Source organism: Comamonas humi (assembly GCF_054782535.1).
Genome location: NZ_BAAGSH010000012.1, coordinates 1 through 20,770 on the forward strand (window position 1 = coordinate 1; position 20,770 = coordinate 20,770).

The window sequence follows — 20,770 nt, forward strand, 5'->3', positions numbered from 1 at the left end:
CACGTGGGTCAGGTTTGGATGGAAATCCCGGGGGTTACTGGGTCAGTTCTGCGTGGAAATCAACAGACTTGCCCTGTGGCGAGGCGGAACAGCATCTTGTAGGCGCGGTAAAACATGATGAAGCCCAGGCGCTCCTGGCGCTTGCCGCGTGTTGCCACCACGGCGTCGACGCCTTCCGAGAGCCGCTCGCAGAGGCCTCGAATGGCCTGCGGGGTATCTTCTCCATCCGAGTCCATGAGCACGAGCTTCTGGTGGGGCTGGATGAAGCCAGTAATGTAGTGCAGCCCCACGGCCAATGCGTGTTGGTGTCCGACATTGCGCTGCAGCCTGAGAATCTTCCCCGGTTGGAGAGTGCCCAGGAAGGTCTGTGCCGACAAGGGTTGCAGCCGCGAGCCATCGTCCACCATCACCACAAAGCAATCATGTCCGCAGAGAGTCTCCAGCTCCTGCAGCAGGATCCGGCAAGCCAGGGTGTCTTCGTAGACCGGCATCATGACGATGATCCTGGCCTGCAACTGCGCTGGTGTCGCATGCGCGGGCAAAGTGGGCATGGGTTGGTATGAGTCCGTTTGCAAGGGAGACGCGGGGAGCCCAGCCAAGAACCCTCCGGGCTTCGGATATGTCCGGCTTGCGCTGCCGGGGGTCGTCCTGGGGGCGCGGATGGAAGGCCGCTTTGGAGATGCTGTGTGTCAGTTCCGCGATTTTTCCGGCCAGGCTGAGAACCGTAATTTCCTCGGGATTGCCCAGGTTCAGCGGACCGGTGATGGTCGCGTCGCTGTTCATCATGCGCACCAGCCCCTCGATCATGTCATCCACATAGCAGAAACTGCGGGTCTGCAAGCCATCGCCAAAGACGGGCAGGTCTGCGCCCTCTAGCGCCCGCATGAAGAAGCTGCTGATGACGCGGCCATCATCCGGCAGCATGCGGGGGCCATAGGTATTGAAGATGCGGACGATCTTGATCGACAGGCCATGCTGCCGATGGTAGTCGGCAAAAAGGGTTTCCGCGCAGCGCTTGCCTTCGTCGTAGCAGGCGCGCGGGCCGATGGGGTTCACATTGCCGTGGTAGTTTTCAGCCTGCGGGTGGACCAGGGGATCGCCATACACCTCGCTCGTGGAAGCCTGGAGAACGCGTGCCCCACAATGCTGCGCGAGGTCAAGCACATGGAGTGCGCCCAGCACATTGGTCTTCAGCGTTTGTACCGGATTGCGCTGGTAGTGCACCGGAGAGGCCATGCACGCCAGGTTGTAGATCTGATGGACTCGCATGCGAGGGATCGGGTCCACCACGTCATGCGGCAGCAGCGTGAAAGCCGGATTGCCCAGGAGGCCGGCGATGTTGCTTTGGGCCCCACTAGAGAAATTGTCCAGGCAGATCACCTCATGGCCATCGGCCAGCAAGCGTTCACAGAGGTGGGAGCCCAGAAAACCCGCACCTCCGGTGACCAGGATGCGCTGGGTAGGTGGTATGGTTTCCATAGTTGCGAACGCGGGGGCGTTGGTGCCTGATTTACGTTGGGGTTGCGCTTGGCATGCAGGTGGCAAAGCATACAATTATGCGGGCAAACGGTAACGCGTTGTATCGTTGCCTGTCCCACCCTCCCGCATGAACATCGATCCTGTTCGCCATCGTTTTGAAAAGTTGCGGGCCTTCCTTGAGCAGATGCCGGCTGCGGACCGCAGGTGCCGCCCCCTATCCACATTCAGACAACTCTGGGCCTGCCTGTTCTCGGCCTGTTCTGCTTTGTAGCCTATAACGCCAACCTGCGCTCCATCGGCGGTGTCGGTGACAACTACCCTGCGCGCTATCTGCCGCTGTCTCTCTGGAAAATGCCAGCTTGACTCTGGACCCTATCTCCGAGTTGGTTGCGCAGGGACGCAAGCTGGGCCGGCAGCAGCAGTCTGGCGGCATGCCGGAGGATGAGGGGCTCCTATCCGCGGCGTCCGTGCAGATGAGCGAAGAGATCCTGGAGCTCAACAGGGCGCTGAAATTCGCCTATGGGCAACTGGCCGCTGGCGGGGACGAGGAAATCCTGCGGCTGCGTGCTCAGGTGGCCCAGATCACGGCGGTGCTCGATGCGCTGCACCAGTCAGCCTCCTGGCGCGTCACCGGTCCATTGCGCCGCCTGTGCATGAGCTGCTAGCCAAATGGTCGTGAGTCCGGGCGGCTCCCTGGGGGCTGCGGCCGTTCCATTGGCGGTGCCGGCGTGGCATCTAGGAAGGCAGGGCTGCTTCCTTGCCCTGCAGCAGCGGATTCCTGGCAAACAGCTCCACCACCCAGTCGACAAAGGCGCGCACCTTGGCGCTGAGGTGGGAGTTGGGTGGGTAGACCACGTAGACCGGCAGAAGCGGGTGCTTCCAGTCGTGCAGCACCTGCTGCAACTGATCGTTCTTCAGGTGCTCGTCGATCTGGAAACGGCTGGCCTGTCCTATACCCTGGCCCGCCACCAGCGCGGAGATGTAGGCATTGCCTTCGTTGACGCAGAGATGGGCGGGACTGGCGATCTCGATCGCCTCGCCGTCCTTGTGGAATTCCAGCGGATAGCGCCGCGCCGAAACCGGCGAGAAATAGATCACGTTGCGATGGCCGGTCTCCAGTTCGCGCGGGTGCTGGGGAATGCCATGCTGTGCCAGGTACTGGGGCGCGGCGACGGTGATGAACTCAAGATTGCCGATGCGGCGTGCCACCAGGGACTGATCGGCCAGCTCGCCGCCGCGGATCACGCAGTCCACGTTGTCGCTGATGAGGTCTACGGTGCGGTCGCTCACGCCCAGGTCGATCTGGATCTCGGGGTAGCGCGACTGGAACTCGGCCAGGTGGGGAATGATGAGCAGGCGTGCCACGGTGGTGCCCACATCCACGCGCAGGCGGCCGCGTGGCGTAGTGCGGGCCTGGCTCACGCTGGCCTCCAAGTCGTCGAAATCGGCCAGCAGGCGTACCGCGCGGTCATAGTAGGCCGCGCCGTCGGCGGTTACCGTGACGCGGCGCGTGGTGCGGTTGAGCAGCTTGACGCGCAGGCGCTCCTCGAGCGCCTGGACGTTCTTGGTCACACTGGCTTTGGGCATCTGCAGCGAATCGGCGGCGCGTGTGAAAGTGCCGGCCTCCACCACTCGCGCGAAAATACGCATGGCCTGAATCTGATCCATGGGATCTCCTTGTCCTCGCGAAAACCCGGACGCGCCGAGGATGCGGGATTCTCACACACGGCTCAGGCTGTCATTATTCAAGGATTGGAAACAGTGTGGCCGCGTTTGCGGGGTTTATGCCGACAATGCGCGCCGCTACATTCTCATCACACCATCCGGTTCTCCCATGTCGAACACCAAAGCACCCGCACCACTGCCGATTTCCCATACCGACGCCACCATTGCGGTGGCGGACGGCATGGAGGCCAGCGTGCGCATGTACGGCAGCAAGAAGCGCGGCGAAGTGGCTCCGCTGGTGGTGCATTTCCATGGCGGCGCCTTTGTGGCCGGCGATCTGGACTGTGGCTATACCGTCGGGCATGCGCTGGCTGCGGCAGGCGCTTGCGTGGTATCGGTGGCTTATCCGCTGGCACCGCAGAATCCGTTTCCTCAGCCGCTGGAGCTGGGCTACGCGGTGCTGCAGTGGGCCTATAAGCAGCGCACCAAACTGGCCGGCAAGGGCGCTCCGCTCTACTTGGCCGGCGAGGAGGCCGGGGCCAACCTGGCGGCGGGCGTATGCCTGATGGCGCGCGACCAGCTGCATCCGCCGCTGGCGGGGCAGATCCTCATCTCGCCGATGCTCGACCCCTGCGCCGCCACGCCTTCGCAGCGCGCCGCGCAAGGGGAATCCGTCGAATGCAAATGGGCCTCGGGATGGTGCCAGTACCTCGGCGGCTCGCACGATGCCGAGCACCCCTATGCCGTACCTGCGAGGGCGCGCCGCCTGGCCGGCCTGCCGGCTACGCTGATCCTGGTGGGAGAGGCCGACCCGATGCGCGACGAGGCACTGAGCTATGGCGCACGCCTGGAGGCTGCCGGATTGACCGTCTTCCAGCATGTGTTCGCCGAAGTGGGGCAATGGCCGGAGTCCCTGCTGGAGCCGCCGCCCGAGGCTTGCCCCTGCGCCGCGCAGTTGCAGGAGCAGTTGCGCAAATTCTTCGAGACGACCCGATGTCGGCTCTGAGCTGACCACACCCTGTTGAGACTTTTGCCTTGATCCGGCTCCGTGGGCCGGACCGGGGACCGGTGCGCCTTTTTCTTTCCTACCCTCATTCGATTCCTGGCCTCTGCGCTGGAAGGGGGTGAGTTTTGCCCGCCGCAGGAAGTGCTCTTCCTGCATCCCTCCATTGAACCTGAAGACATTGCCATGAACGACAACTCCAAACTCTCCCCCCGCCGCCGCTGGTGGGCCGCTGCTGGCGTTGCCGCCGCCGTTACGGCAACGGCCGGGGCCGTGCTGGGCCTGCAGGCATCGCATGCCGAGGCGCCCGCGCAGCAAGTGGCACCATCAGCCGTGCCGGTCTCCGTGGCGCAGGTCGTGCAGCAGGATGTGACGCTGTGGAATGAATTCTCCGGCCGCCTCGAAGCCGTGCAGCGCGTGGATGTGCGACCTCGCGTGTCGGGGGCGGTGCAGGCGGTGCATTTCAAGGAGGGGGCACTGGTCAAGGCCGGCGACCTGCTGTTCACCGTGGACCCCGCACCCTACGCCGCGGAAGTCGACCGCGCCGAGGCACAGGTCGTTGCCGCCAGGGCGCGCATGGCCTACACCCAGAGCGAGTCCGAGCGCGCCTCGCGCCTGTGGGATGAGCGCGCGATTGCGCAGAAGGAGTACGACGAGCGCGTGAATGCCCAGCGCGAGGCCGATGCGAATCTGCGCGCCGCCCAGGCGGCACTGCAGACCGCCCGGCTGAACCTGGGTTACACGCAGGTGAAGGCCCCGGTGAGCGGGCGGGTGGGGCGTATCGAGGTCACCGTTGGCAACCTGGTGAGCTCGGGTGCCGGCGCCCCGGTGCTGACCACCCTGGTGTCGGTCGACCCGATGTACGCCAGCTTCGACGTGGACGAGCAGGTGGTGGCCAATGCCCTGCAAGGCCTGCAGAGCGCGCGCGAGGGTCGCAGCACGCGTGCGCTGATCGAGAGCATCCCCGTGCAGATGGGGGTGGGCACGGGCGACGGGACGCCGTATGCCGGCCACCTGCAGCTCATCGACAACCAGGTCGATGCGAAAAGCGGCACGGTGCGCGTGCGCGCGGTGTTTGGCAATGCCGACGGCACGCTCATGGCCGGGCAGTTCGCGCGCCTCCGCATGGGCCAGCCACAGAGCACGCAGGCTGTGCTCATCAACGAGCGCGCCGTGGGCACGGACCAGAGCAAGAAGTTCGTGCTGGTGGTCGGCGATGGCAACAAGGCCGAGTACCGCGAGGTGCAGCTGGGCGCGCCGGTCGACGGGCTGCGCGTGGTCACGTCCGGCCTCAAGGCCGGCGAGCGCATCGTCGTCAACGGACTGCAGCGCGTGCGGCCTGGCGTGGTGGTTGCACCGCAGGACGTGTCCATGGACGCCAAGGCCGAGCTGGCCGATGGCCGCAGCGCCGCCAAGCAACCCGCGGCCTGAAAAAAACCTAACTTCGCTACGCCATGAACCTCTCCCGATTTTTCATCGACCGCCCGATCTTCGCGGGCGTGCTGTCGGTGCTCATCTTTCTCGCGGGCCTCATCGCCATGCGGACGCTGCCGATCTCGGAGTACCCGGAGGTCGCACCGCCGTCGGTGGTGGTGCGCGCGCAGTACCCGGGCGCCAGCCCCAAGGTGATCGCCGAAACCGTGGCCACGCCGCTGGAGGAATCCATCAACGGCGTGGAAGGCATGCTCTACATGGGCAGCCAGGCCACGACCGACGGCGTGATGACGCTCACCGTCACCTTCAAGCTCGGCACCGATCCCGACAAGGCCCAGCAGCTGGTGCAGAACCGCGTCTCGCAGGCCGAGCCGCGCCTGCCCGAGGAAGTGCGCCGCCTGGGCGTGACCACGGTCAAGAGCGCACCCGACCTGACCATGGTGGTGCACATGGTCTCGCCCAATGGCCGCTACGACATCGACTACCTGCGCAACTACGCGGTGCTCAACGTGAAGGACCGGCTGGCGCGCATTCCCGGCGTGGGCCAGGTGCAGATCTTTGGCGGCGGCGACTACTCCATGCGCGCCTGGCTCGACCCGCAGAAGGTGGCGCAGCGCGGCCTGTCGGCCAGCGACGTGGTGGCGGCCATCCGCAAGCAGAACGTGCAGGCGGCGGCCGGCGTGGTGGGCGCTTCGCCGGGGCTGCCCGGCGTGGACACCCAGATGTCGATCAATGCCCAGGGGCGGCTGTCCAGCCCCGAGGAGTTCGGCGACATCATCGTCAAGACCGGCGCGGACGGTGCCGTCACCCGGCTGCGCGACATCGCGCGGCTGGAGCTGGGGGCGGCGGACTACTCGCTGCGCTCGTTGCTCAACAACGATCCGGCCGTGGGCATGGGCGTGTTCCAGGCGCCCGGCTCGAATGCGCTCGAGATCTCCGACAACGTGCGCAAGACCATGGCCGAGCTGGCCCAGCTCATGCCTGAGGGCGTGGAGTACCGCATCGCCTACGACCCCACGCAGTTCGTGCGTGCCTCCATCGAGTCGGTGATCCACACGTTGCTGGAAGCCATCGCGCTCGTGGTGATCGTGGTGATCCTGTTCCTGCAGACCTGGCGCGCCTCCATCATTCCGCTGCTGGCGGTGCCGGTGTCGGTGGTCGGTACCTTCGCGGTGCTGCACCTGCTCGGCTTCTCGATCAATGCGCTCTCGCTGTTCGGCCTAGTGCTGGCCATCGGCATCGTGGTGGACGATGCCATCGTGGTGGTCGAGAACGTGGAGCGCAACATCGAGGCCGGGCTCACGCCGCGCGAGGCCACCTACCGCGCCATGCGCGAGGTCTCCGGCCCGATCATCGCGATCGCGCTGGTGCTGGTGGCGGTGTTCGTGCCGCTGGCCTTCATTAGCGGCTTGACGGGGCAGTTCTACCGCCAGTTCGCGGTGACCATCGCGATCTCCACGGTGATCTCGGCCATCAACTCGCTGACCCTGTCGCCGGCGCTGAGCGCTCTGCTGCTCAAGGGCCACCATGAGCCCAAGGACGCGCTCACGCGCGGCATGGACCGCGTGCTGGGTGGCTTCTTCAAGCGCTTCAATGCGGTGTTCCACCGCGGCTCCGAGGCCTACAGCGGCGGGGTGCGGCGCGTGATTGGGCACAAGGCTGGCATGCTGGCCGTGTACCTGGCTCTCGTGGGGGCGACTTGGGGCCTGTTCCACCTGGTGCCGGGCGGCTTCGTGCCCATGCAGGACAAGCAGTACCTCGTCGGCTTTGCGCAGCTGCCCGACGGCGCGACGCTGGACCGTACCGACAATGTGATCCGCCGCATGGGCGAGATCGTCAAGAAAAACCCGAACGTGGAGGACGCCATCGCCTTCCCGGGCCTGTCGATCAATGGCTTCACCAACAGCTCGAACGCCGGCATCGTGTTCGTGACGCTCAAGCCCTTTGCCGAGCGCACGCGTGCGGACCAGAGCGGTGCGGCCGTGGCAGGCCAGCTCAACCAGGCCTTTGGCGAGATCCAGGATGCCTTCATCGCCATGTTCCCGCCGCCGCCGGTGGCCGGCCTGGGCACCACGGGCGGCTTCAAGCTGCAGATTGAGGACCGGGGATCGCTGGGCTACGCCGGCATGGATGTTGCAGTGAAGGCCTTCATGGCCAAGGCCTACCAGACGCCTGAGCTGGCCGGTCTGTTCACCAGCTGGCAGGTCAACGTGCCGCAGCTCTATGCCGACATCGACCGCACCAAGGCGCGCCAGCTTGGCGTGCCGGTGACGGACATCTTCGAGACGCTGCAGATCTACCTCGGCAGCCTGTATGCGAACGACTTCAACGAGTTCGGCCGCACCTACAGCGTGCGCGTGCAGGCCGACGCGGCTTTTCGCGCACGGCCCGAGGACGTGGGCCAGCTCAAGGTGCGCTCGATGACGGGCGAGATGGTGCCGCTGTCCGCGCTGATGAAGCTCGACCCGAGCTACGGCCCCGAGCGCACCATGCGGTACAACGGCTTCCTCGCGGCCGACGTGAACGGCGGCCCCGCACCGGGGTTCTCTTCGGGGCAGGCGCGCGCTGCGGTCGAGCGGGTGGCGGCCGAGACACTGCCGCCGGGGATAGGCTTCGAGTGGACGGAGCTGACCTACCAGGAGATCCTGGCGGGCAATTCGGCTTTGCTGGTATTCCCCATCGCCATCCTGCTGGTGTTCCTGGTGCTGGCGGCGCAGTACGAAAGCCTCACGCTGCCGATCGCCATCATCCTGATCGTGCCCATGGGCCTGCTGGCCGCCATGACGGGGGTGTGGCTCACGCATGGCGACAACAACGTGTTCACGCAGATCGGGCTCATTGTGCTGGTGGGGCTGTCGGCCAAGAACGCGATCCTGATCGTCGAGTTCGCCCGGGAACTGGAGTTCGCGGGACGCACGCCGGTGCAAGCCGCCATCGAAGCCAGCCGCCTGCGTCTGCGGCCCATCCTGATGACCTCGCTGGCCTTCATCATGGGTGTGCTGCCGCTGGTGCTGTCCACGGGAGCGGGCTCGGAGATGCGCAGCGCCATGGGCGTGGCCGTGTTCAGCGGAATGATCGGTGTGACCGCATTCGGCCTGTTCCTGACCCCCGTGTTCTACGTGGTGCTGCGCCGCCTGGCCGGCAACCGGCCGCTGCAGCAGCATGGCAGCCATGTCGCGCCGATCAGCGAGTCCGGCGGTGGCGCATCGGCCCTGCCCATGCTTGCCGCGCCGCGTGGCTATGACGAATGAACGCAATTCAAGAATGGATTCCGATATGAACGCGATGCAACGCATTCGATCCCTGGCGCTACCTCTGAGCGCGCTGATGGCAGCCCTGGTGCTGGCCGGCTGCGCCAGCGCGCCGCCCACGGTGGCAGAGCATGCCGGCGTGGCCGTGCCCGCGAGCTTCAGCACCGGGAAGGACGCTGCAGCCCCTGGCTGGACGACGGCCGCACCGGCCGAGGCCCAGCCGCGCGGCGCGTGGTGGCTGGCATTTGCCGACCCCGAGCTCAGCGCCCTGGTGGAACGTGCGGGCCAGGCCAACACCGATGTGCAGACTGCGGCGGCGCGCCTGGCCGAAGCCCGCGCGCTGCTGCGCTCGGCCGATGCGCAGCGCCAGCCGCAGATTGGTGCCTCGGGCGGTGCCGTGCGCCAGGCCGGTGCCAACACCGCGAGCGGCATGCAGCCGGCGACCCTGGTTTCGGCTGGGCTGAATTTCTCGTATGAGGCCGACCTGTTTGGCCGGCTGTCGCGCGCCAGCGAGGCCGCCCGCGAGGATGCCCAGGCGCGCGAGGCACTGTTGCAGAGCACGCGCTTGATGGTGCAGGCCGATGTGGCGCAGACCTATCTGCAGCTGCGCTCGCTGCAGGCCGAGCGCCAATTGGTCGAGCAAAGCCTGGCGGCCTACCGCGAAACGCTCAAGCTGATCGAGCGGCGCTACCGGGCCGGCGATGCAGCCGAGCTGGAGGTGGCGCGCATGCAGACCGAAGTCTCCGCCACCGAGGCCGAGACGCTGGCGCTCGAGCGCCAGCAGGCCGCGCTCACGCATGCGTTGGCGGTATTGGTGGGCGACGTCGCCACCGGCTTCACGCTGGCCGCGTCCCCAGGCGAGGCGATGCTGCCCATGATTCCGCCGGGCGTGCCCGCCACCGTGCTGGCGCGCCGCCCCGACGTATCCGCGGCCCAGGCCTCGGTGCTCGCGGCCCAGGCGCGGGTGGGCGTGGCCCAGGCGGCGTGGTTTCCGGCCATCACGCTCACGGGCAATGGCGGCTATGCGTCGCCGGAGCTGGGCGACCTGTTCAAGTGGTCGGCGCGCTCCTGGGGCATTGGCGCGCTGCTTTCGCTGCCCATTTTCGACGGCGGCCAGCGCGCTGCGCAGGAAGAGGGCGCCCGCGCACGGCTGGAGGCTGCCGTGGCCGCCCAGCGCGGCCAAGTGCTTGCAGCCTTCCGCGAGGTGGAGGACCAACTGAGCGCACTGCGCCTGCTGGCGGGCCAGGCCCGGGTGCTGGGGCAGGCCGTGCAATCCTCCGAGCGCGCCACGCACCTGTCGGACGTGCGCTACCGCAACGGCTTGGTCAGCCAGCTTGAACTGCTGGATGCGCGCCGCAACGAGCTGCGCAACCGGCGCCAGGCCCTGCAGGTGCGTACCGCGCAGTACACCGCAACGGTGGCGCTCATTCGTGCGCTGGGCGGAGGCTGGGAGGGCCCGGAGCCGGTCGCGACGCGTGGCTAGGCAGGGCAAAACATGCCGATGGCCTGCTGTGGCAGCGATCAGTTGTTGCAGCCACCCAAAAAAGAAGCGTGCAGAACGGCTATGGCGAGGGCCGGCTCCCGGATAATGCGCCACCCATCACATACAACAAGGAGTTGGAGACATGTCATCCGGAGGCTTTCATGTCCACGGCCCGCACGACCACGAACTGGAGCATGCCGCCCAGGGCGAGCATGGCGCGACCGCCCACCACGGCATTGGCGGCGGCAGCCTGACCAGCCAGATTGCCATGTGCACCGCGGTGATTGCCACGGTGGGCGCCATCTTTGCCTACATGGGGGGCGCCACGCAGGCCAATGCGGGGCTCTACAAGAACAATGCGGCCATCAAGAAGACCGAGGCGGCCAATCAGTGGAGCTATTTCCAGGCCAAGAGCACCAAGCAGTCGATGGCCGAGTTCGCCCGCGACCTGGCGGCCACCGACGACAAGCGCGCGGCCTACCAGGCCCGGGTGGAGCGCTACGAAAAGGAAAAGGACGACATCAAGAAAGAGGCCGACCACCTGGAGAGCGAAGCCCGGCACTGGGACCAGCAGTCCGAGATGCAGATGCACCTGCACCACCGCTGGGCCCAGGCCACCACCGCGCTGCAGGTGGCCATTGCGCTGGCCGCCATCGCGCTGCTGACCAAGAAGAAGTGGCTGGAGTACGGCATGCTGGCCGTGGCGGCGCTAGGCCTGGTCGTGGGCGGGCTGGCGATTCTGCATATCTGAGGCTCAGCCCCACAGCACCGAGCGCATCGAGAGCGACGCCGACTGGAACCCGGTGTTGAAGAAGCGCGGCATCTCCCTGGCCTGCGCCGCACCGGCCGCATAGAGCAGCGGCAGGTAGTGCTCGTGCGTGGGATGGGCCAGCTGCGCCACCTGGCCCAGTTTCTGGAACTGTGCCAGCGCGTCGAGCTGTCCCTGCTTGATCTGGTCCTGCACCACCGTGTCGAACTCCGTGGCCCAATCGTAGGCTTCCTGCGGGCCGGCGCCGCGGCGGGTGGCGCGCAGGTTATGCACGATGTTGCCGCTGCCCACGATGAGCACGCCCCGTTCACGCAGCTTGCGCAGTTGCTGGCCCAGCGCGTAGTGCTCCGCCGGCGCACGGCTGTAGTCCATGCTGAGCTGCAGCACCGGAATCCGGGCCTGGGGAAACATGGGCTTGAGCACCGACCAGGTGCCGTGGTCCAGCCCCCACTGGTGCCCGTCCACCGCCAGGGCACCGCCGGTGGCGGGCGAGCGCAGCTCCTTTGCCAGGCTCTGTGCCACCGCGGGAGCGCCGGGCACCGGGTACTGCTGGTCGAACAGCGCCTGCGGAAAACCGCCAAAGTCGTGGATGGTCCTGGGCTGGGCCATGCCGGTGAGCTGCCAGCCATCGCGCGTGAGCCAGTGGGCCGATATGCACAGGATGAGCTGCGGCTGCTCCGTGCGCGCCAGCAGTTCAGTGCCGAGGGCCTGCCAGCTGCGCCGCCAGGCGTTGTCCTCGATGGCGTTCATCGGGCTGCCATGGCCCACGAACAGCACCGGCATGCGGGGCGACGGCTTCAGCGACTGCAGCAGCGGGGCGGCTGCCAGCGCGGGGGGCAAAGAGTTCAGGGAAAAGCCGGCAAGGCCAGCCAGGGCCGCCAAGGTGGTTCTGCGCTGCATGGGGAATGGGTATGGTGGATGGGACGTGCTGGGATGACTGAGCCGAAGGCGGCCTGGAAGTTCCAGGCGCGGCATCAAACCAGCGCCGGGCCGGCCCACCGGCCGCTGCGCAGGCCGGCCGGCATCTGGCGGGCCCAGACCTGGCCGCTCACGTCCCAGGTCTGTTCCTGCACATTCAGGCCCGCGAACACGCCGTAGCCGTCGCCGGCGCGGATGTCTTCGCCGGCAAAGAGGCTCTCGCCGGCCTTGATGGTTCCGCGCGCATGGATGTACTGGCCTGCCCGAATGCCCCAGCCCGCCTCGATATGCGTGGCGCCCTCGATGGCCCCGCCTACGAAGATGCCGTGCCCGGCGCGCACGGCATCCGTGCCCAGCAGGTGGCCGCCCACACGCAGGTTCTTGTCGCACTGCACGCTGGCGCCGGCGATGAGGTCCTGGCCGATCACCGCACTGCCGCGGATGTCCAGGCGGTCCTTCACCGCCAGGTCCCAGGCTGCGCGCAGGTCGCCGCCGCAGCTCAGCGACTGTTCCACCTCGATGCCCCAGTCCGTGCGAAGGTGGCCGCCGGCCCGCAGGTGCTCGCCGCTGTGGATGCTGGCCCCGGCACGGATATCCTCGCCCACGGCGATGGTGCCGCCGGCGCGGATGCCGCCACCGGCATGGAGGGAGCACCCCACATGGAGCAGGCCGCCCACGCCCACGCCACCCCGTACCTCGAGGCTTCCTGCATAGACGACGGTGTCGGCCTCCAGGCTGTCCAGTTGCAGCACGGTATTGGTGGGACCGAACTGGTTGAGCAGCCACACGGCGTCGTCCACGCGGCCGGCATCCACCAGCGCATCCAGCGCCTGCTGGTAGCCGACGCCATCTTCCACATTGCGCACGAACCAGCGCCAGCCCATCGCGCACGGGTTCTTGGCGCGAAGGAACTGCTTGGTGAATTCCATTGAATTCTCCATGTCATTCTCCTTGGTGATGCAGTGCATCGACGGCAGCGCAGAGCGAGGGCCCGGCGATGGTGGAGTTCTGCGCTGAAAGAAGAGAGAGGGAGAACGGTTATCGCCGGGCTGGGGAATGTGCGACCGGCTTGTAGGGCCAGATCTCGCGCACCGCGGCGCCGCGCAGCCGGTTCGGCGCAAGCAGGCGGAGGGAGGGGAAAAGGCGCGGCATGAGCGCGCATGGTAGCAGCGCGCCGGGGGTGGAACAAGCTTGTCGCACGGTAGCGCGCGGGCTTTGCGCGCTGCCTGCCATGCTCAGGTCGGGCTGTGGTGGGCGTGGCGGGCTGCCGCCTTGGCGCCCCCCAGCGTGACCCAGGCCAGCAGCACGCCGCAGAGCGCGCCCGCTGCCATGCCAATCACCATGGGCAGGGGCTTGCCGTTGGAAAAGACGCCCACCACCTGCATGGCGACCGCGCCGCTCAGCATCTGCAGCGTACCCAGCAGGGCAGATGCCGTGCCGGCGATCTGCCCGTGCTCTTCGAGCGCCAGCACGGACGTGGTGGGAATCACCAGCCCCATCAGCGCGCTGGACAGGAAATACAGCACCAGCAGCACCGCCAGCCGGTCGCCGCCCAGCAGGTAGTAGGCCAGCAGCACGGTCATGATTACGCCGCAGACGGAGGCGGCCACCTTGACCACCGGCACCAGGCCGAAGCGCTTGCCCAGCGCGCCGGTGAACTGCGCCGAGCCGATGAACGCCACCGCATTGATGGCGAAGGCCAGGCTGTACTGCGTGGTGCTGAGTCCGTAGTGGTTGATCAGCACGAAGGGCGAGCCGGCCAGGTAGACGAAGAAGCCCGCCATCGCGGTGGCGCCGATGAACACCAGGCCCAGGTAGTGCCAGTCGCGCAGTAGCACGCCGTAGGCCTTGAACGCGTCGGCCACGCTGCTTTGCAGCCGGGCATCGGCGTCGCGCGTCTCGGGCAGTCCGCGCACCATGGCGGCCATGCCCAGAACGGCGGCCACGCTCACCGCCCAGAACACCCAGCGCCAGCCGCCCAGCGCGATGATGCCGCTGCCCGCCAGCGGTGCCAGGATGGGCGACACGCTGAACACCAGCATCAGCAGCGACATCATGCGCGCGGCTTCGTGGCCGGTATGCAGGTCGCGCACCACGGCGCGCGGGATGGCCATGCCTGCCGCCGCGCCCAGGCCCTGCACGAAGCGCAGCGCCACCAGGGTCTGGATGTCCTGCGCCAGCGCGCAACCCACGCTGGCCACGATGAAGACGGCCAGGCCCAGGTACAGCGGCCGCTTGCGGCCCCACATGTCGGACAGCGAGCCGAACAGCGGCTGACCCACGCCCAGTGCGAGGAAGAACGCCGTCAGGCTGGCCTGCACGGCACCCACGGGTGCGTCCAGGCTGGCGCCGATCTGCGGCAGCGCCGGCAGATACATGTCGATGGCAAACGGCCCGATGGCCGACAGCAGGCCCAGGATCAGCACCAGGCGCAGGGAAATCGGAGGTGACATAGAAAAAAGGGGACAAGGCATGCATCCGCGATGCAAGCCATTGCCGAGAGAAGCAGAAGATGGAAGGGGAGGAGCGGCGCCGGAGCGGCGCTGCATCCGCGGCCCGCAAGGGCCGGGCGACGATTCGCCGGGCGACGTTTCGTCGTGAGAGTGGGCCATTATGGCATCGCAGCCGTCGACATGAGCCTGTTGCTGGCGTGCCTTTCGGAATCCTCCGACACCAGGGGGTCGCACGAGGTATAGGGTAGAGGTGCGGCCGGGCCGGCCGCACGGGCCACTGGTCATAAGGAGCAAACCATGCAGACTTTGACGGTAACCTCGCATATGCGGGCACGGATCGGTGGTGCTTTCTATCCGACCGGATTCTCGATGGTGATGTATCCCACAGAGGATGCCGCCCATGGCGCGGCAGATCGGCTGGTGGACGCGGGCTTCTCCGCGGCCGACATATTTTGGGTGCCGCCTTCCGTCGTGCTGACCGAAATCGCTCCCACGGTGACGGCGTCCGAGGGGCTGTTCCCGTCGATGGGGTCGGACGGCCCCACGATCCGGGAGTTCGCCCGGCTCGCCAGGGACGGGCATTTCGGGCTCCTGGTACGCACCGGCGAGGTGGAAGATCGCAACCGCCTGTCGGGAGCGATCCGGGGCACGCCTTACGCGATCGCCCAGCGCTATGCCTCGCTGGTGATCGAGGACCTCTGACGGCGACCGCTCTGCGGCTGGCCCGGCACCGGCTTGGGCCGGTTGCCGGGATGCGGCGGCAAGGGCTGGGACGGATCGAGCGGCGGCTCGGGCTGGATGGGCTCGGGTGGCGGATCCTGGATCGGGATGGTGGACATGCTGGCCTCCTCTGGCCTGGACCAGCTTAGCGCCGCTGCGGCGGGACGCCCGTAGTGCAATCGCCCCTGGCCTTGTAGGGATGCCCGGGCCGAAAGGCCGGCTGGCCAGGAGGTGCTTGGGTTGCGGGCACACTGGTCCCATGCAAACCCTCATTTCACGGTTCGAAAGCATGCTGGCCGGCGGCCGGGATTCCGCGCTGCTGCGCTACACGCTGGGCAAGGCCTACGTGGACGAAGGCAACCCGCAGGCGGGGCTGGAGCACCTGCGCAAGGCGGTGGAAATGGATGCCCACTATTCGGTGGCCTGGAAGTACCTGGGCAAGGCCTGGCTGGAACTGGGCGATGCCGCGCAGGCGCGCGAAGCCTGGCTGCAGGGCAAGGCCTGCGCCGAGGCGCGCGGCGATGCGCAGGTGGTCAAGGAACTGGCGGTGTTCCTCAAGCGGCTGGACAAACCGGCCCGTTCATAAGCTCATTTCCACATATTCGTTGCCGACGGGCTACAAGCCGCCTACAGTATTGCGCTTTTGAACCAGAGGAATTGGCGAACATGCTCAAGCGTTCGTTGTTGCAGTCGTTGCTGGCGGTGTCGCTGGCCGTGGGGGTGTCGGGCCAGGCGCTCGCGCAGGACAAGACCATCAAGATCGGCGTCACGGCCGGGCCCCATGCCCAGATCATGGAGCAGGTGAAGAAGGTCGCCGAGAAGGATGGCCTGAACCTCAAGATCGTCGAGTTCAGCGACTACGTGCAGCCCAATGCCGCGCTGCAGTCCGGCGAGCTGGATGCCAACAGCTACCAGCACAAGCCCTATCTGGATGCGCAGATCAAGGACCGCGGCTACAAGTTCGCGGTGGCGGGCAATACGGTGAATTTCCCCATCGGCCTGTATTCCAAGAAGGTCAAGAGCCTGGATGCCCTGAAGGAGGGCGCACGCTTCGGCATTCCCAACGATCCGACCAATGGCGGCCGCGTGCTGCTGCTGCTGCAGGCTAAGGGCCTGATCAAGCTCAAGGAACAGGCCGGCCTGAAGGCCACACCGCTCGACGTGGTGGCCAACCCCAAGAAGCTGAAGTTCGTCGAGCTCGATGCCGCCCAGCTGCCGCGTTCGCTGGATGACCTGGATGCCGCCGCCGTCAACACCAACTTCGCGATCTCGGCGGGCCTGAACCCCAAGCGCGACTCCATCGCGATGGAAAGCGCCGACAACCCCTACGTGAACATCCTGGTGGTGCGCGAGGCCGACAAGGGCCAGCCCTGGGTGGGCCAGCTGGTGAAGGCCTACCACAGCGAGGCGATCCGCCGCTTCATCGACACCCAGTTCCAGGGTTCCGTGATGCCGGGCTTCTGAACGAAATCGCCGGTTTAGCCTCCAGGCCCAGCGCTGGTTTCAGAGCTGGGCTTTTTTGCGCCCGGCGGGCGCTGGCGGCGCGGCATGCGCAGCCCGCGGCGCACGCTTGCGGCTGCGTGGCGGGGTGCTGTCGGCAGGCGCGGTTTCGGGCTTGTCGACCTTGAGCGCGATCAGCGACATGTTGTCGCCGCTGCCGCCGGCGCGGGCATGGGCGCGTTCGACCAGGAACTCGCAGGCCTCGCGCGGGCTCAGGGTCTGCAGCACCGCGGCCAGCGCGCCGGGATCGAAGTGGTGCCAGATGCCGTCGCTGCAGGCCAGCAGCGCATCGCCCTTGCGCAGCTGCGGAATGCGGTGGATGGTGATCTGTGGATCGCGCGCCGTGCCCAGGCAGTTGAGCAGGATGTTGGACTGCGGGTGGTCGCGGGCTTCCTCCAGCGTGATCTCGCCCTGGTCGACCAGGGTCTGCACGTAGGAGTGGTCGCTGGTGTGGAACACCAGCTTGCCGTTGCGGAAGTGGTACAGGCGCGAGTCGCCGGCATGGGCCCAGGCGCATTCGCCCTGCGGCGTGATGACGAAGACCGCCAGCGTGCTGTGCGGCTCCTGCTCGGCGCTGATGGCGATCAGCCGGATCAGCAGGTGGGCCTCGCTGGCCAGGCGCTCCAGCATCTGCACCGCATCGTCCGTGCCGGGCGCGAAGCGCTCGAACACCTGCCGCGCGGTGATGACCACCTGGTCGGCGGCCAGGCGCCCGCCGCTGCGTCCGCCCATGCCGTCGGCCACCAGGCCCAGCAGGCAGCCGTGGGCGCGCGGATGCGGCAGCAGCACGAGCTGGTCCTGCTGGTAGGCGCGGTCGCCCTGGTGGAGTCCGGTAGCGGCTAAGAGGCGAAAGGTGGAGGGCATGTTCTCTAGAGCGTGTTATGCACTTTTACGTGCCCGCGAAAGCCGGGGAAAGGCCCGGCAACGCGACGCAGGCCGCGGGGCGGTTCGCACACCGCTCGCGGACTGCAACAAAGTGGCCGGGCCTTTCCCCGGCTGGGCGCCCCCGGCTTTCCCTTCGGGTTGGCCCGCAGGCCGGCGCTCGCGGCGTTGCAGCGCTTGCCAAGGCATGAGCCTTGGCTGCGCACTGCGCCTTGCGATCATCCGGCCTGCGGGCCAACGCGGGTACGTAAAAGTGCATAACACGCTCTATCCTGGCGGGCGGCTGCCATCATAGGCGATCCCGGCCCGCGGCAGCAGCCCTGGCTTGGTAGACTGCGGCACCCTATGACGATCGCCACCGATTCCCCGCCCGCCGGCCTGCAGTTGCGGCCCGCGCAGCAGGCCATGCTTGAGGCGCTGCGCCCCGTGGTTCAGGGTGGCGGCGCGCTTGCGGTCGAGGCGCCCACCGGCGTGGGCAAGACCTACGCCTACCTGATCGCCGCGCTGGAAAGCGGCGAGCGCTTCGTGGTCAGCACCGCCACGCGGGCGCTGCAGGACCAGTTGGTGGACAAGGACCTGCCGACGGTGCTGCGCCACCTGGGGCTGGCGCGCCGGGTGGCCATGCTCAAGGGGCGCGAGAACTACCTGTGCCTGCACTTCCTGGCGCAGCAGCGCCAGACGGGTTCCGGCGCCACGGCTGGCGACCGCGCGCTGGCCGCCGACCTGGCCGTGGTCGAGCGCTGGGCGCAGTCCACGCCGGACGGCGACTGGAGCCGCCTGCCGGGCCTGGCCCAGCCCGAGCGCCTGCGCCCGCTGGTGACCGCCACCCAGGCCCAGTGCCTGGGCGCGGCCTGCCGCCATGCCGAGCGCTGCTTTGCCAACCGGGCGCGCACGCGGGCCGCGGCGGCCGAGGTGCTGGTCATCAACCACCACCTGTATTTCAGCGATCTCAAGCTGCGGCATATCGATGCCGAATCGCCCGGCCTGGTGCCGCTAGCGCCCCTTGTGGTCTTCGACGAGGCGCACCGGCTGCAGCCCATTGGCCTGGCGGTGCTGGCGCAGGGCTTCTCGGTGGCCGACGTGGCGCAGTTCGTCGCCCGTTCGCACCGCCTGGGCCAGCGCCATGCGCGTGGCTGGGCGCCGTGGGACGCGCTGCAGGCGGCCGTGCAGCGCGCGCTCGAACGCTGGACGCAGGCGGCGGGGGCGGATTCCGAAGCCCGGGCGGAGCTGGTGCAACTGCACAACGCGCTGTCGGCGCTGGTCGCCGCGCTGCAGTCGGTGGCCGAGAGCGCCGCCGACCTCAAGGCGCAAGCCCAGGCCGGCCTGCCACTGCTGCAGGCGCTGCGCGAATGGGCTCGGCCCGGCGCGCCCGGGCTGGTGCGCTGGTGGGAGGCCGGCGGCGCCGACCGTGCCGGCCCGCGCGAATCGCCGCTATGGCTGTGGCAGGCGCTGCAGCGGCTGGCGCCGCGCGCGCGTGCCGCGAGCTGGATGCCGGCCGACGGCGCCGGCGACGTGAAAACCTGGATCTTCACCTCGGCCACGCTGGCGGCGGATGCCGCGCAGGACGGCTGGATCGAGGTGCCGGCCACCATCCCGCAGCTGCGCCTGCCCAGCCCCTTCGACTGGGCGGGGCAGGCCGGGCTGGTGGTGCCCGAGCTGCAGCGCGAGCTGCTGGACGCGGGCGCGCGCGCCCAGGTGCTGGCGGCCTGGCTGGCGCCCGCGGTGCGGCTGCTGGGCGGGCGCTGCCTGGTGCTCTGCACCTGGCTGCAGGCCATGCACCTCATCGGAGCGGCGCTGCGGCAGCTGCTGGCGGGCGAGGTGGCGGTGATGGTGCAGGGCGAGCAGCCCAAGCCCTGGCAGCTGGCGCAGATGCGCCATGCCAAGGGCGCCACGGCGCTGGTCGGCACCATGGGGCTGTGGGAGGGCGTGGACCTGCCGGGCGATTCGCTGCAGCTGCTGGTGATCGACAAGCTGCCGTTTCCGGCGCCGCACGAGGTGCTGCACGCCGCACGTGCCGCCGCCGTCGAGGCCGCGGGCGGCGATGGCTTCAACGGCTACACCGTGCCCTATACGGCGACGCTGCTGCGCCAGGGCGTGGGGCGGCTGATCCGCTCGGCCGGCGACCGGGGCGTGGTGGTGATTGCTGACGAGCGGCTGCTGAACCGGCCCTATGGCAGCGCCATGCTGGCGGCGCTGCCGCCCATGCGCCGGCTGGGCGGCGAAGACTGGATGGAGGCGGTGGCGCGCCTGGCGCAACTGCAAAAAAATAGCTGCTAGCGCTTGCTATACCTGGTTTTCAGCTATGAATCTATCTGAAAACCTTGTGCAGCAAGCGCGAGCAGCTCACTTTTTGGAGATACTGGCGATCACCAGAGCTTCCACCACGGCGACTCCTTGCGGCCGAAGCCATCCTTGAGCAGCGTGGTCTTGGGGAACGAAGCCATCAGCACGCGCTGGGCATCGTCGCGCAGGTCGGTCATGCCCAGCTTGTCGTACGACAGCACCAGCAGGTACAGCGCGTCTTCCTGTGCCGGCACTTCCTTGTAGTCGGCGATGGCGCTCTGCGCGCGGCTGATGGCGGCCACGTAGGCGCCGCGCTCGTAGTAGTAGCGCGCCACGTGCACCTCGTACTGGGCCAGCGAGTTCACGATGTACTGCATGCGCTGCAGCGCATCGGGCGTGTACTTGGACTCGGGGAAGCGCTTGACCAGCTCGTTGAAGGATTCGTACGAATCCTTGGCCGCCTTCTGGTCGCGCTCGGACAGGTCCTGGCGCGAGATGAAGGAGAACATGCCCAGGTTCTCGTTGAAGTTCACCAGGCCCTTGAGGTACAGCGCGTAGTCGACGGCCTCGCTCGCCGGGTGCAGCTTCATGAAGCGGTCCAGCGTGGCGATGGCCTGGGCCTTTTCGCCGCCCTTGTACTGCGCGTAGGCCTTCTCGATCTGGGCCTGCTGGGCCAGCGAGGTGCCGGCGGCGCGGCCTTCGAGCTTCTCGTACAGCGGCACCGACTTGTCCCAGGCGCCGGACGAGGATTCGTCGCGCGCCTCGGCGTAGATCTTGTTGGGGCTCCAGTTCGCGGTCTTGTCCACCTCGGTGGAGGAACAACCGGCGAGCAGGGCGGCAGCTGCTGCAAGAACAATAGCTGTCAGCGCTGATGGGGTCTGCGTAAACCGGGTTTTCGACGAGAGATGCATGGAGGGGCCACAGAGACGT

General features: G+C 67.6%; 19 protein-coding genes. 10 read left to right on the top strand and 9 right to left on the bottom strand.

What is annotated here, in order from left to right:
- Nucleotides 1-59: 59 nt before the first annotated feature.
- Together ACYVKR_RS13530 and ACYVKR_RS13535 are read right to left on the bottom strand one after the other, a co-directional pair.
- Complete coding sequence (locus ACYVKR_RS13530; RefSeq protein WP_460481441.1) at nucleotides 60-494, bottom strand: glycosyltransferase family protein; 435 nt, start codon at nucleotides 492-494, stop codon at nucleotides 60-62.
- A complete protein-coding gene (locus tag ACYVKR_RS13535) occupies nucleotides 421-1,479 on the bottom strand; it encodes a UDP-glucuronic acid decarboxylase family protein (protein ID WP_460481442.1) in 1,059 nt (352 codons plus the stop codon). The genes ACYVKR_RS13530 and ACYVKR_RS13535 overlap by 74 nt, the downstream gene beginning before the upstream one ends.
- Nucleotides 1,480-1,838: 359 nt before the next feature.
- Here ACYVKR_RS13535 and ACYVKR_RS13540 point away from each other — a divergent pair, with 359 nt between their 5' ends.
- A complete protein-coding gene (locus ACYVKR_RS13540; RefSeq protein ID WP_460481443.1) occupies nucleotides 1,839-2,144 on the top strand; it encodes a hypothetical protein in 306 nt (101 codons plus the stop codon).
- Nucleotides 2,145-2,214: 70 nt separating this feature from the next.
- Here the strand turns inward: ACYVKR_RS13540 and ACYVKR_RS13545 are convergent, their stop codons facing one another.
- On the bottom strand, nucleotides 2,215-3,147 hold the full coding sequence (locus ACYVKR_RS13545) for a LysR family transcriptional regulator (protein WP_460481444.1): 933 nt from the start codon (nucleotides 3,145-3,147) through the stop codon (nucleotides 2,215-2,217).
- A 166-nt stretch (nucleotides 3,148-3,313) separates the two neighbouring features.
- Between ACYVKR_RS13545 and ACYVKR_RS13550 the strand changes: the two genes are divergently transcribed.
- The 5 genes from ACYVKR_RS13550 (at nucleotide 3,314) to ACYVKR_RS13570 (ending at nucleotide 11,066) form a co-directional block, all read left to right on the top strand.
- Nucleotides 3,314-4,150, top strand: coding sequence for an alpha/beta hydrolase (locus ACYVKR_RS13550; RefSeq protein ID WP_460481445.1), 837 nt, complete (start codon nucleotides 3,314-3,316; stop codon nucleotides 4,148-4,150).
- 183 nt (nucleotides 4,151-4,333) lie between these two features.
- The gene (locus ACYVKR_RS13555) at nucleotides 4,334-5,578 is read left to right on the top strand and encodes an efflux RND transporter periplasmic adaptor subunit (RefSeq protein WP_460481446.1); all 1,245 of its coding nucleotides are present in this window, start codon (nucleotides 4,334-4,336) and stop codon (nucleotides 5,576-5,578) included.
- 23 nt (nucleotides 5,579-5,601) lie between these two features.
- Nucleotides 5,602-8,832 (top strand): efflux RND transporter permease subunit, encoded by a 3,231-nt coding sequence (locus ACYVKR_RS13560; RefSeq protein WP_460481447.1) that lies wholly within the window; start codon nucleotides 5,602-5,604, stop codon nucleotides 8,830-8,832.
- A gap of 13 nt (nucleotides 8,833-8,845) precedes the next feature.
- Nucleotides 8,846-10,315, top strand: coding sequence for an efflux transporter outer membrane subunit (locus tag ACYVKR_RS13565; RefSeq protein WP_460481448.1), 1,470 nt, complete (start codon nucleotides 8,846-8,848; stop codon nucleotides 10,313-10,315).
- Between the two features lie 142 nt (nucleotides 10,316-10,457).
- Nucleotides 10,458-11,066, top strand: a complete 609-nt coding sequence (locus ACYVKR_RS13570; protein WP_460481449.1) for a DUF4337 domain-containing protein — start codon at nucleotides 10,458-10,460, stop codon at nucleotides 11,064-11,066.
- A gap of 3 nt (nucleotides 11,067-11,069) precedes the next feature.
- Here ACYVKR_RS13570 and ygiD read toward each other — a convergent pair whose 3' ends face one another.
- From ygiD to ACYVKR_RS13585, 3 genes are all read right to left on the bottom strand, one after another.
- Nucleotides 11,070-11,984 (bottom strand): 4,5-DOPA-extradiol-dioxygenase, encoded by a 915-nt coding sequence (gene ygiD, locus ACYVKR_RS13575; protein WP_460481450.1) that lies wholly within the window; start codon nucleotides 11,982-11,984, stop codon nucleotides 11,070-11,072.
- Between the two features lie 74 nt (nucleotides 11,985-12,058).
- The gene (locus ACYVKR_RS13580; protein WP_460481547.1) at nucleotides 12,059-12,931 is read right to left on the bottom strand and encodes a hypothetical protein; all 873 of its coding nucleotides are present in this window, start codon (nucleotides 12,929-12,931) and stop codon (nucleotides 12,059-12,061) included.
- Between the two features lie 306 nt (nucleotides 12,932-13,237).
- On the bottom strand, nucleotides 13,238-14,455 hold the full coding sequence (locus ACYVKR_RS13585; protein WP_460481451.1) for a multidrug effflux MFS transporter: 1,218 nt from the start codon (nucleotides 14,453-14,455) through the stop codon (nucleotides 13,238-13,240).
- Between the two features lie 297 nt (nucleotides 14,456-14,752).
- On the opposite strand from ACYVKR_RS13585, the gene ACYVKR_RS13590 reads away from it, so the two are divergent.
- Nucleotides 14,753-15,157, top strand: coding sequence for a hypothetical protein (locus tag ACYVKR_RS13590; protein WP_460481452.1), 405 nt, complete (start codon nucleotides 14,753-14,755; stop codon nucleotides 15,155-15,157).
- Here the strand turns inward: ACYVKR_RS13590 and ACYVKR_RS13595 are convergent.
- Nucleotides 15,127-15,294, bottom strand: a complete 168-nt coding sequence (locus ACYVKR_RS13595) for a hypothetical protein (protein ID WP_460481453.1) — start codon at nucleotides 15,292-15,294, stop codon at nucleotides 15,127-15,129. The genes ACYVKR_RS13590 and ACYVKR_RS13595 overlap by 31 nt on opposite strands.
- 140 nt (nucleotides 15,295-15,434) lie before the next feature.
- Here ACYVKR_RS13595 and ACYVKR_RS13600 point away from each other — a divergent pair, with 140 nt between their 5' ends.
- Both ACYVKR_RS13600 and ACYVKR_RS13605 read left to right on the top strand, forming a co-directional pair.
- Nucleotides 15,435-15,761 (top strand): tetratricopeptide repeat protein, encoded by a 327-nt coding sequence (locus ACYVKR_RS13600; RefSeq protein WP_460481454.1) that lies wholly within the window; start codon nucleotides 15,435-15,437, stop codon nucleotides 15,759-15,761.
- Between the two features lie 80 nt (nucleotides 15,762-15,841).
- Nucleotides 15,842-16,639, top strand: a complete 798-nt coding sequence (locus tag ACYVKR_RS13605; RefSeq protein ID WP_460481455.1) for a MetQ/NlpA family ABC transporter substrate-binding protein — start codon at nucleotides 15,842-15,844, stop codon at nucleotides 16,637-16,639.
- Nucleotides 16,640-16,678: 39 nt separating this feature from the next.
- On the opposite strand, the gene ACYVKR_RS13610 is transcribed toward ACYVKR_RS13605, so the two are convergent.
- Nucleotides 16,679-17,539: a PP2C family protein-serine/threonine phosphatase gene (locus ACYVKR_RS13610; RefSeq protein WP_460481456.1), complete on the bottom strand. Its 861-nt coding sequence runs from the start codon at nucleotides 17,537-17,539 to the stop codon at nucleotides 16,679-16,681.
- 363 nt (nucleotides 17,540-17,902) lie between these two features.
- Between ACYVKR_RS13610 and ACYVKR_RS13615 the strand changes: the two genes are divergently transcribed.
- Nucleotides 17,903-19,834 (top strand): ATP-dependent DNA helicase, encoded by a 1,932-nt coding sequence (locus ACYVKR_RS13615; RefSeq protein WP_460481457.1) that lies wholly within the window; start codon nucleotides 17,903-17,905, stop codon nucleotides 19,832-19,834.
- An 89-nt stretch (nucleotides 19,835-19,923) separates the two neighbouring features.
- On the opposite strand, the gene ACYVKR_RS13620 is transcribed toward ACYVKR_RS13615, so the two are convergent.
- The gene (locus tag ACYVKR_RS13620; protein ID WP_460481458.1) at nucleotides 19,924-20,751 is read right to left on the bottom strand and encodes an outer membrane protein assembly factor BamD; all 828 of its coding nucleotides are present in this window, start codon (nucleotides 20,749-20,751) and stop codon (nucleotides 19,924-19,926) included.
- Nucleotides 20,752-20,770: the final 19 nt, after the last annotated feature.

Bases quoted from the DNA above. Each gene is read 5' to 3' on its own strand.
- ygiD (WP_460481450.1), bottom strand. From the start codon at position 11,984: ATGCAGCGCAGAACCACCTTGGCGGCCCTGGCTGGCCTTGCCGGCTTT.
- ACYVKR_RS13560 (WP_460481447.1), top strand. From the start codon at position 5,602: ATGAACCTCTCCCGATTTTTCATCGACCGCCCGATCTTCGCGGGCGTG.
- ACYVKR_RS13585 (WP_460481451.1), bottom strand. From the start codon at position 14,455: ATGTCACCTCCGATTTCCCTGCGCCTGGTGCTGATCCTGGGCCTGCTG.
- ACYVKR_RS13570 (WP_460481449.1), top strand. From the start codon at position 10,458: ATGTCATCCGGAGGCTTTCATGTCCACGGCCCGCACGACCACGAACTG.
- ACYVKR_RS13600 (WP_460481454.1), top strand. From the start codon at position 15,435: ATGCAAACCCTCATTTCACGGTTCGAAAGCATGCTGGCCGGCGGCCGG.
- ACYVKR_RS13565 (WP_460481448.1), top strand. From the start codon at position 8,846: ATGGATTCCGATATGAACGCGATGCAACGCATTCGATCCCTGGCGCTA.
- ACYVKR_RS13530 (WP_460481441.1), bottom strand. From the start codon at position 494: ATGATGCCGGTCTACGAAGACACCCTGGCTTGCCGGATCCTGCTGCAG.
- ACYVKR_RS13610 (WP_460481456.1), bottom strand. From the start codon at position 17,539: ATGCCCTCCACCTTTCGCCTCTTAGCCGCTACCGGACTCCACCAGGGC.
- ACYVKR_RS13555 (WP_460481446.1), top strand. From the start codon at position 4,334: ATGAACGACAACTCCAAACTCTCCCCCCGCCGCCGCTGGTGGGCCGCT.
- ACYVKR_RS13535 (WP_460481442.1), bottom strand. From the start codon at position 1,479: ATGGAAACCATACCACCTACCCAGCGCATCCTGGTCACCGGAGGTGCG.
- ACYVKR_RS13590 (WP_460481452.1), top strand. From the start codon at position 14,753: ATGCAGACTTTGACGGTAACCTCGCATATGCGGGCACGGATCGGTGGT.
- ACYVKR_RS13605 (WP_460481455.1), top strand. From the start codon at position 15,842: ATGCTCAAGCGTTCGTTGTTGCAGTCGTTGCTGGCGGTGTCGCTGGCC.
- ACYVKR_RS13620 (WP_460481458.1), bottom strand. From the start codon at position 20,751: ATGCATCTCTCGTCGAAAACCCGGTTTACGCAGACCCCATCAGCGCTG.
- ACYVKR_RS13545 (WP_460481444.1), bottom strand. From the start codon at position 3,147: ATGGATCAGATTCAGGCCATGCGTATTTTCGCGCGAGTGGTGGAGGCC.
- ACYVKR_RS13615 (WP_460481457.1), top strand. From the start codon at position 17,903: ATGACGATCGCCACCGATTCCCCGCCCGCCGGCCTGCAGTTGCGGCCC.
- ACYVKR_RS13580 (WP_460481547.1), bottom strand. From the start codon at position 12,931: ATGGAATTCACCAAGCAGTTCCTTCGCGCCAAGAACCCGTGCGCGATG.
- ACYVKR_RS13550 (WP_460481445.1), top strand. From the start codon at position 3,314: ATGTCGAACACCAAAGCACCCGCACCACTGCCGATTTCCCATACCGAC.
- ACYVKR_RS13595 (WP_460481453.1), bottom strand. From the start codon at position 15,294: ATGTCCACCATCCCGATCCAGGATCCGCCACCCGAGCCCATCCAGCCC.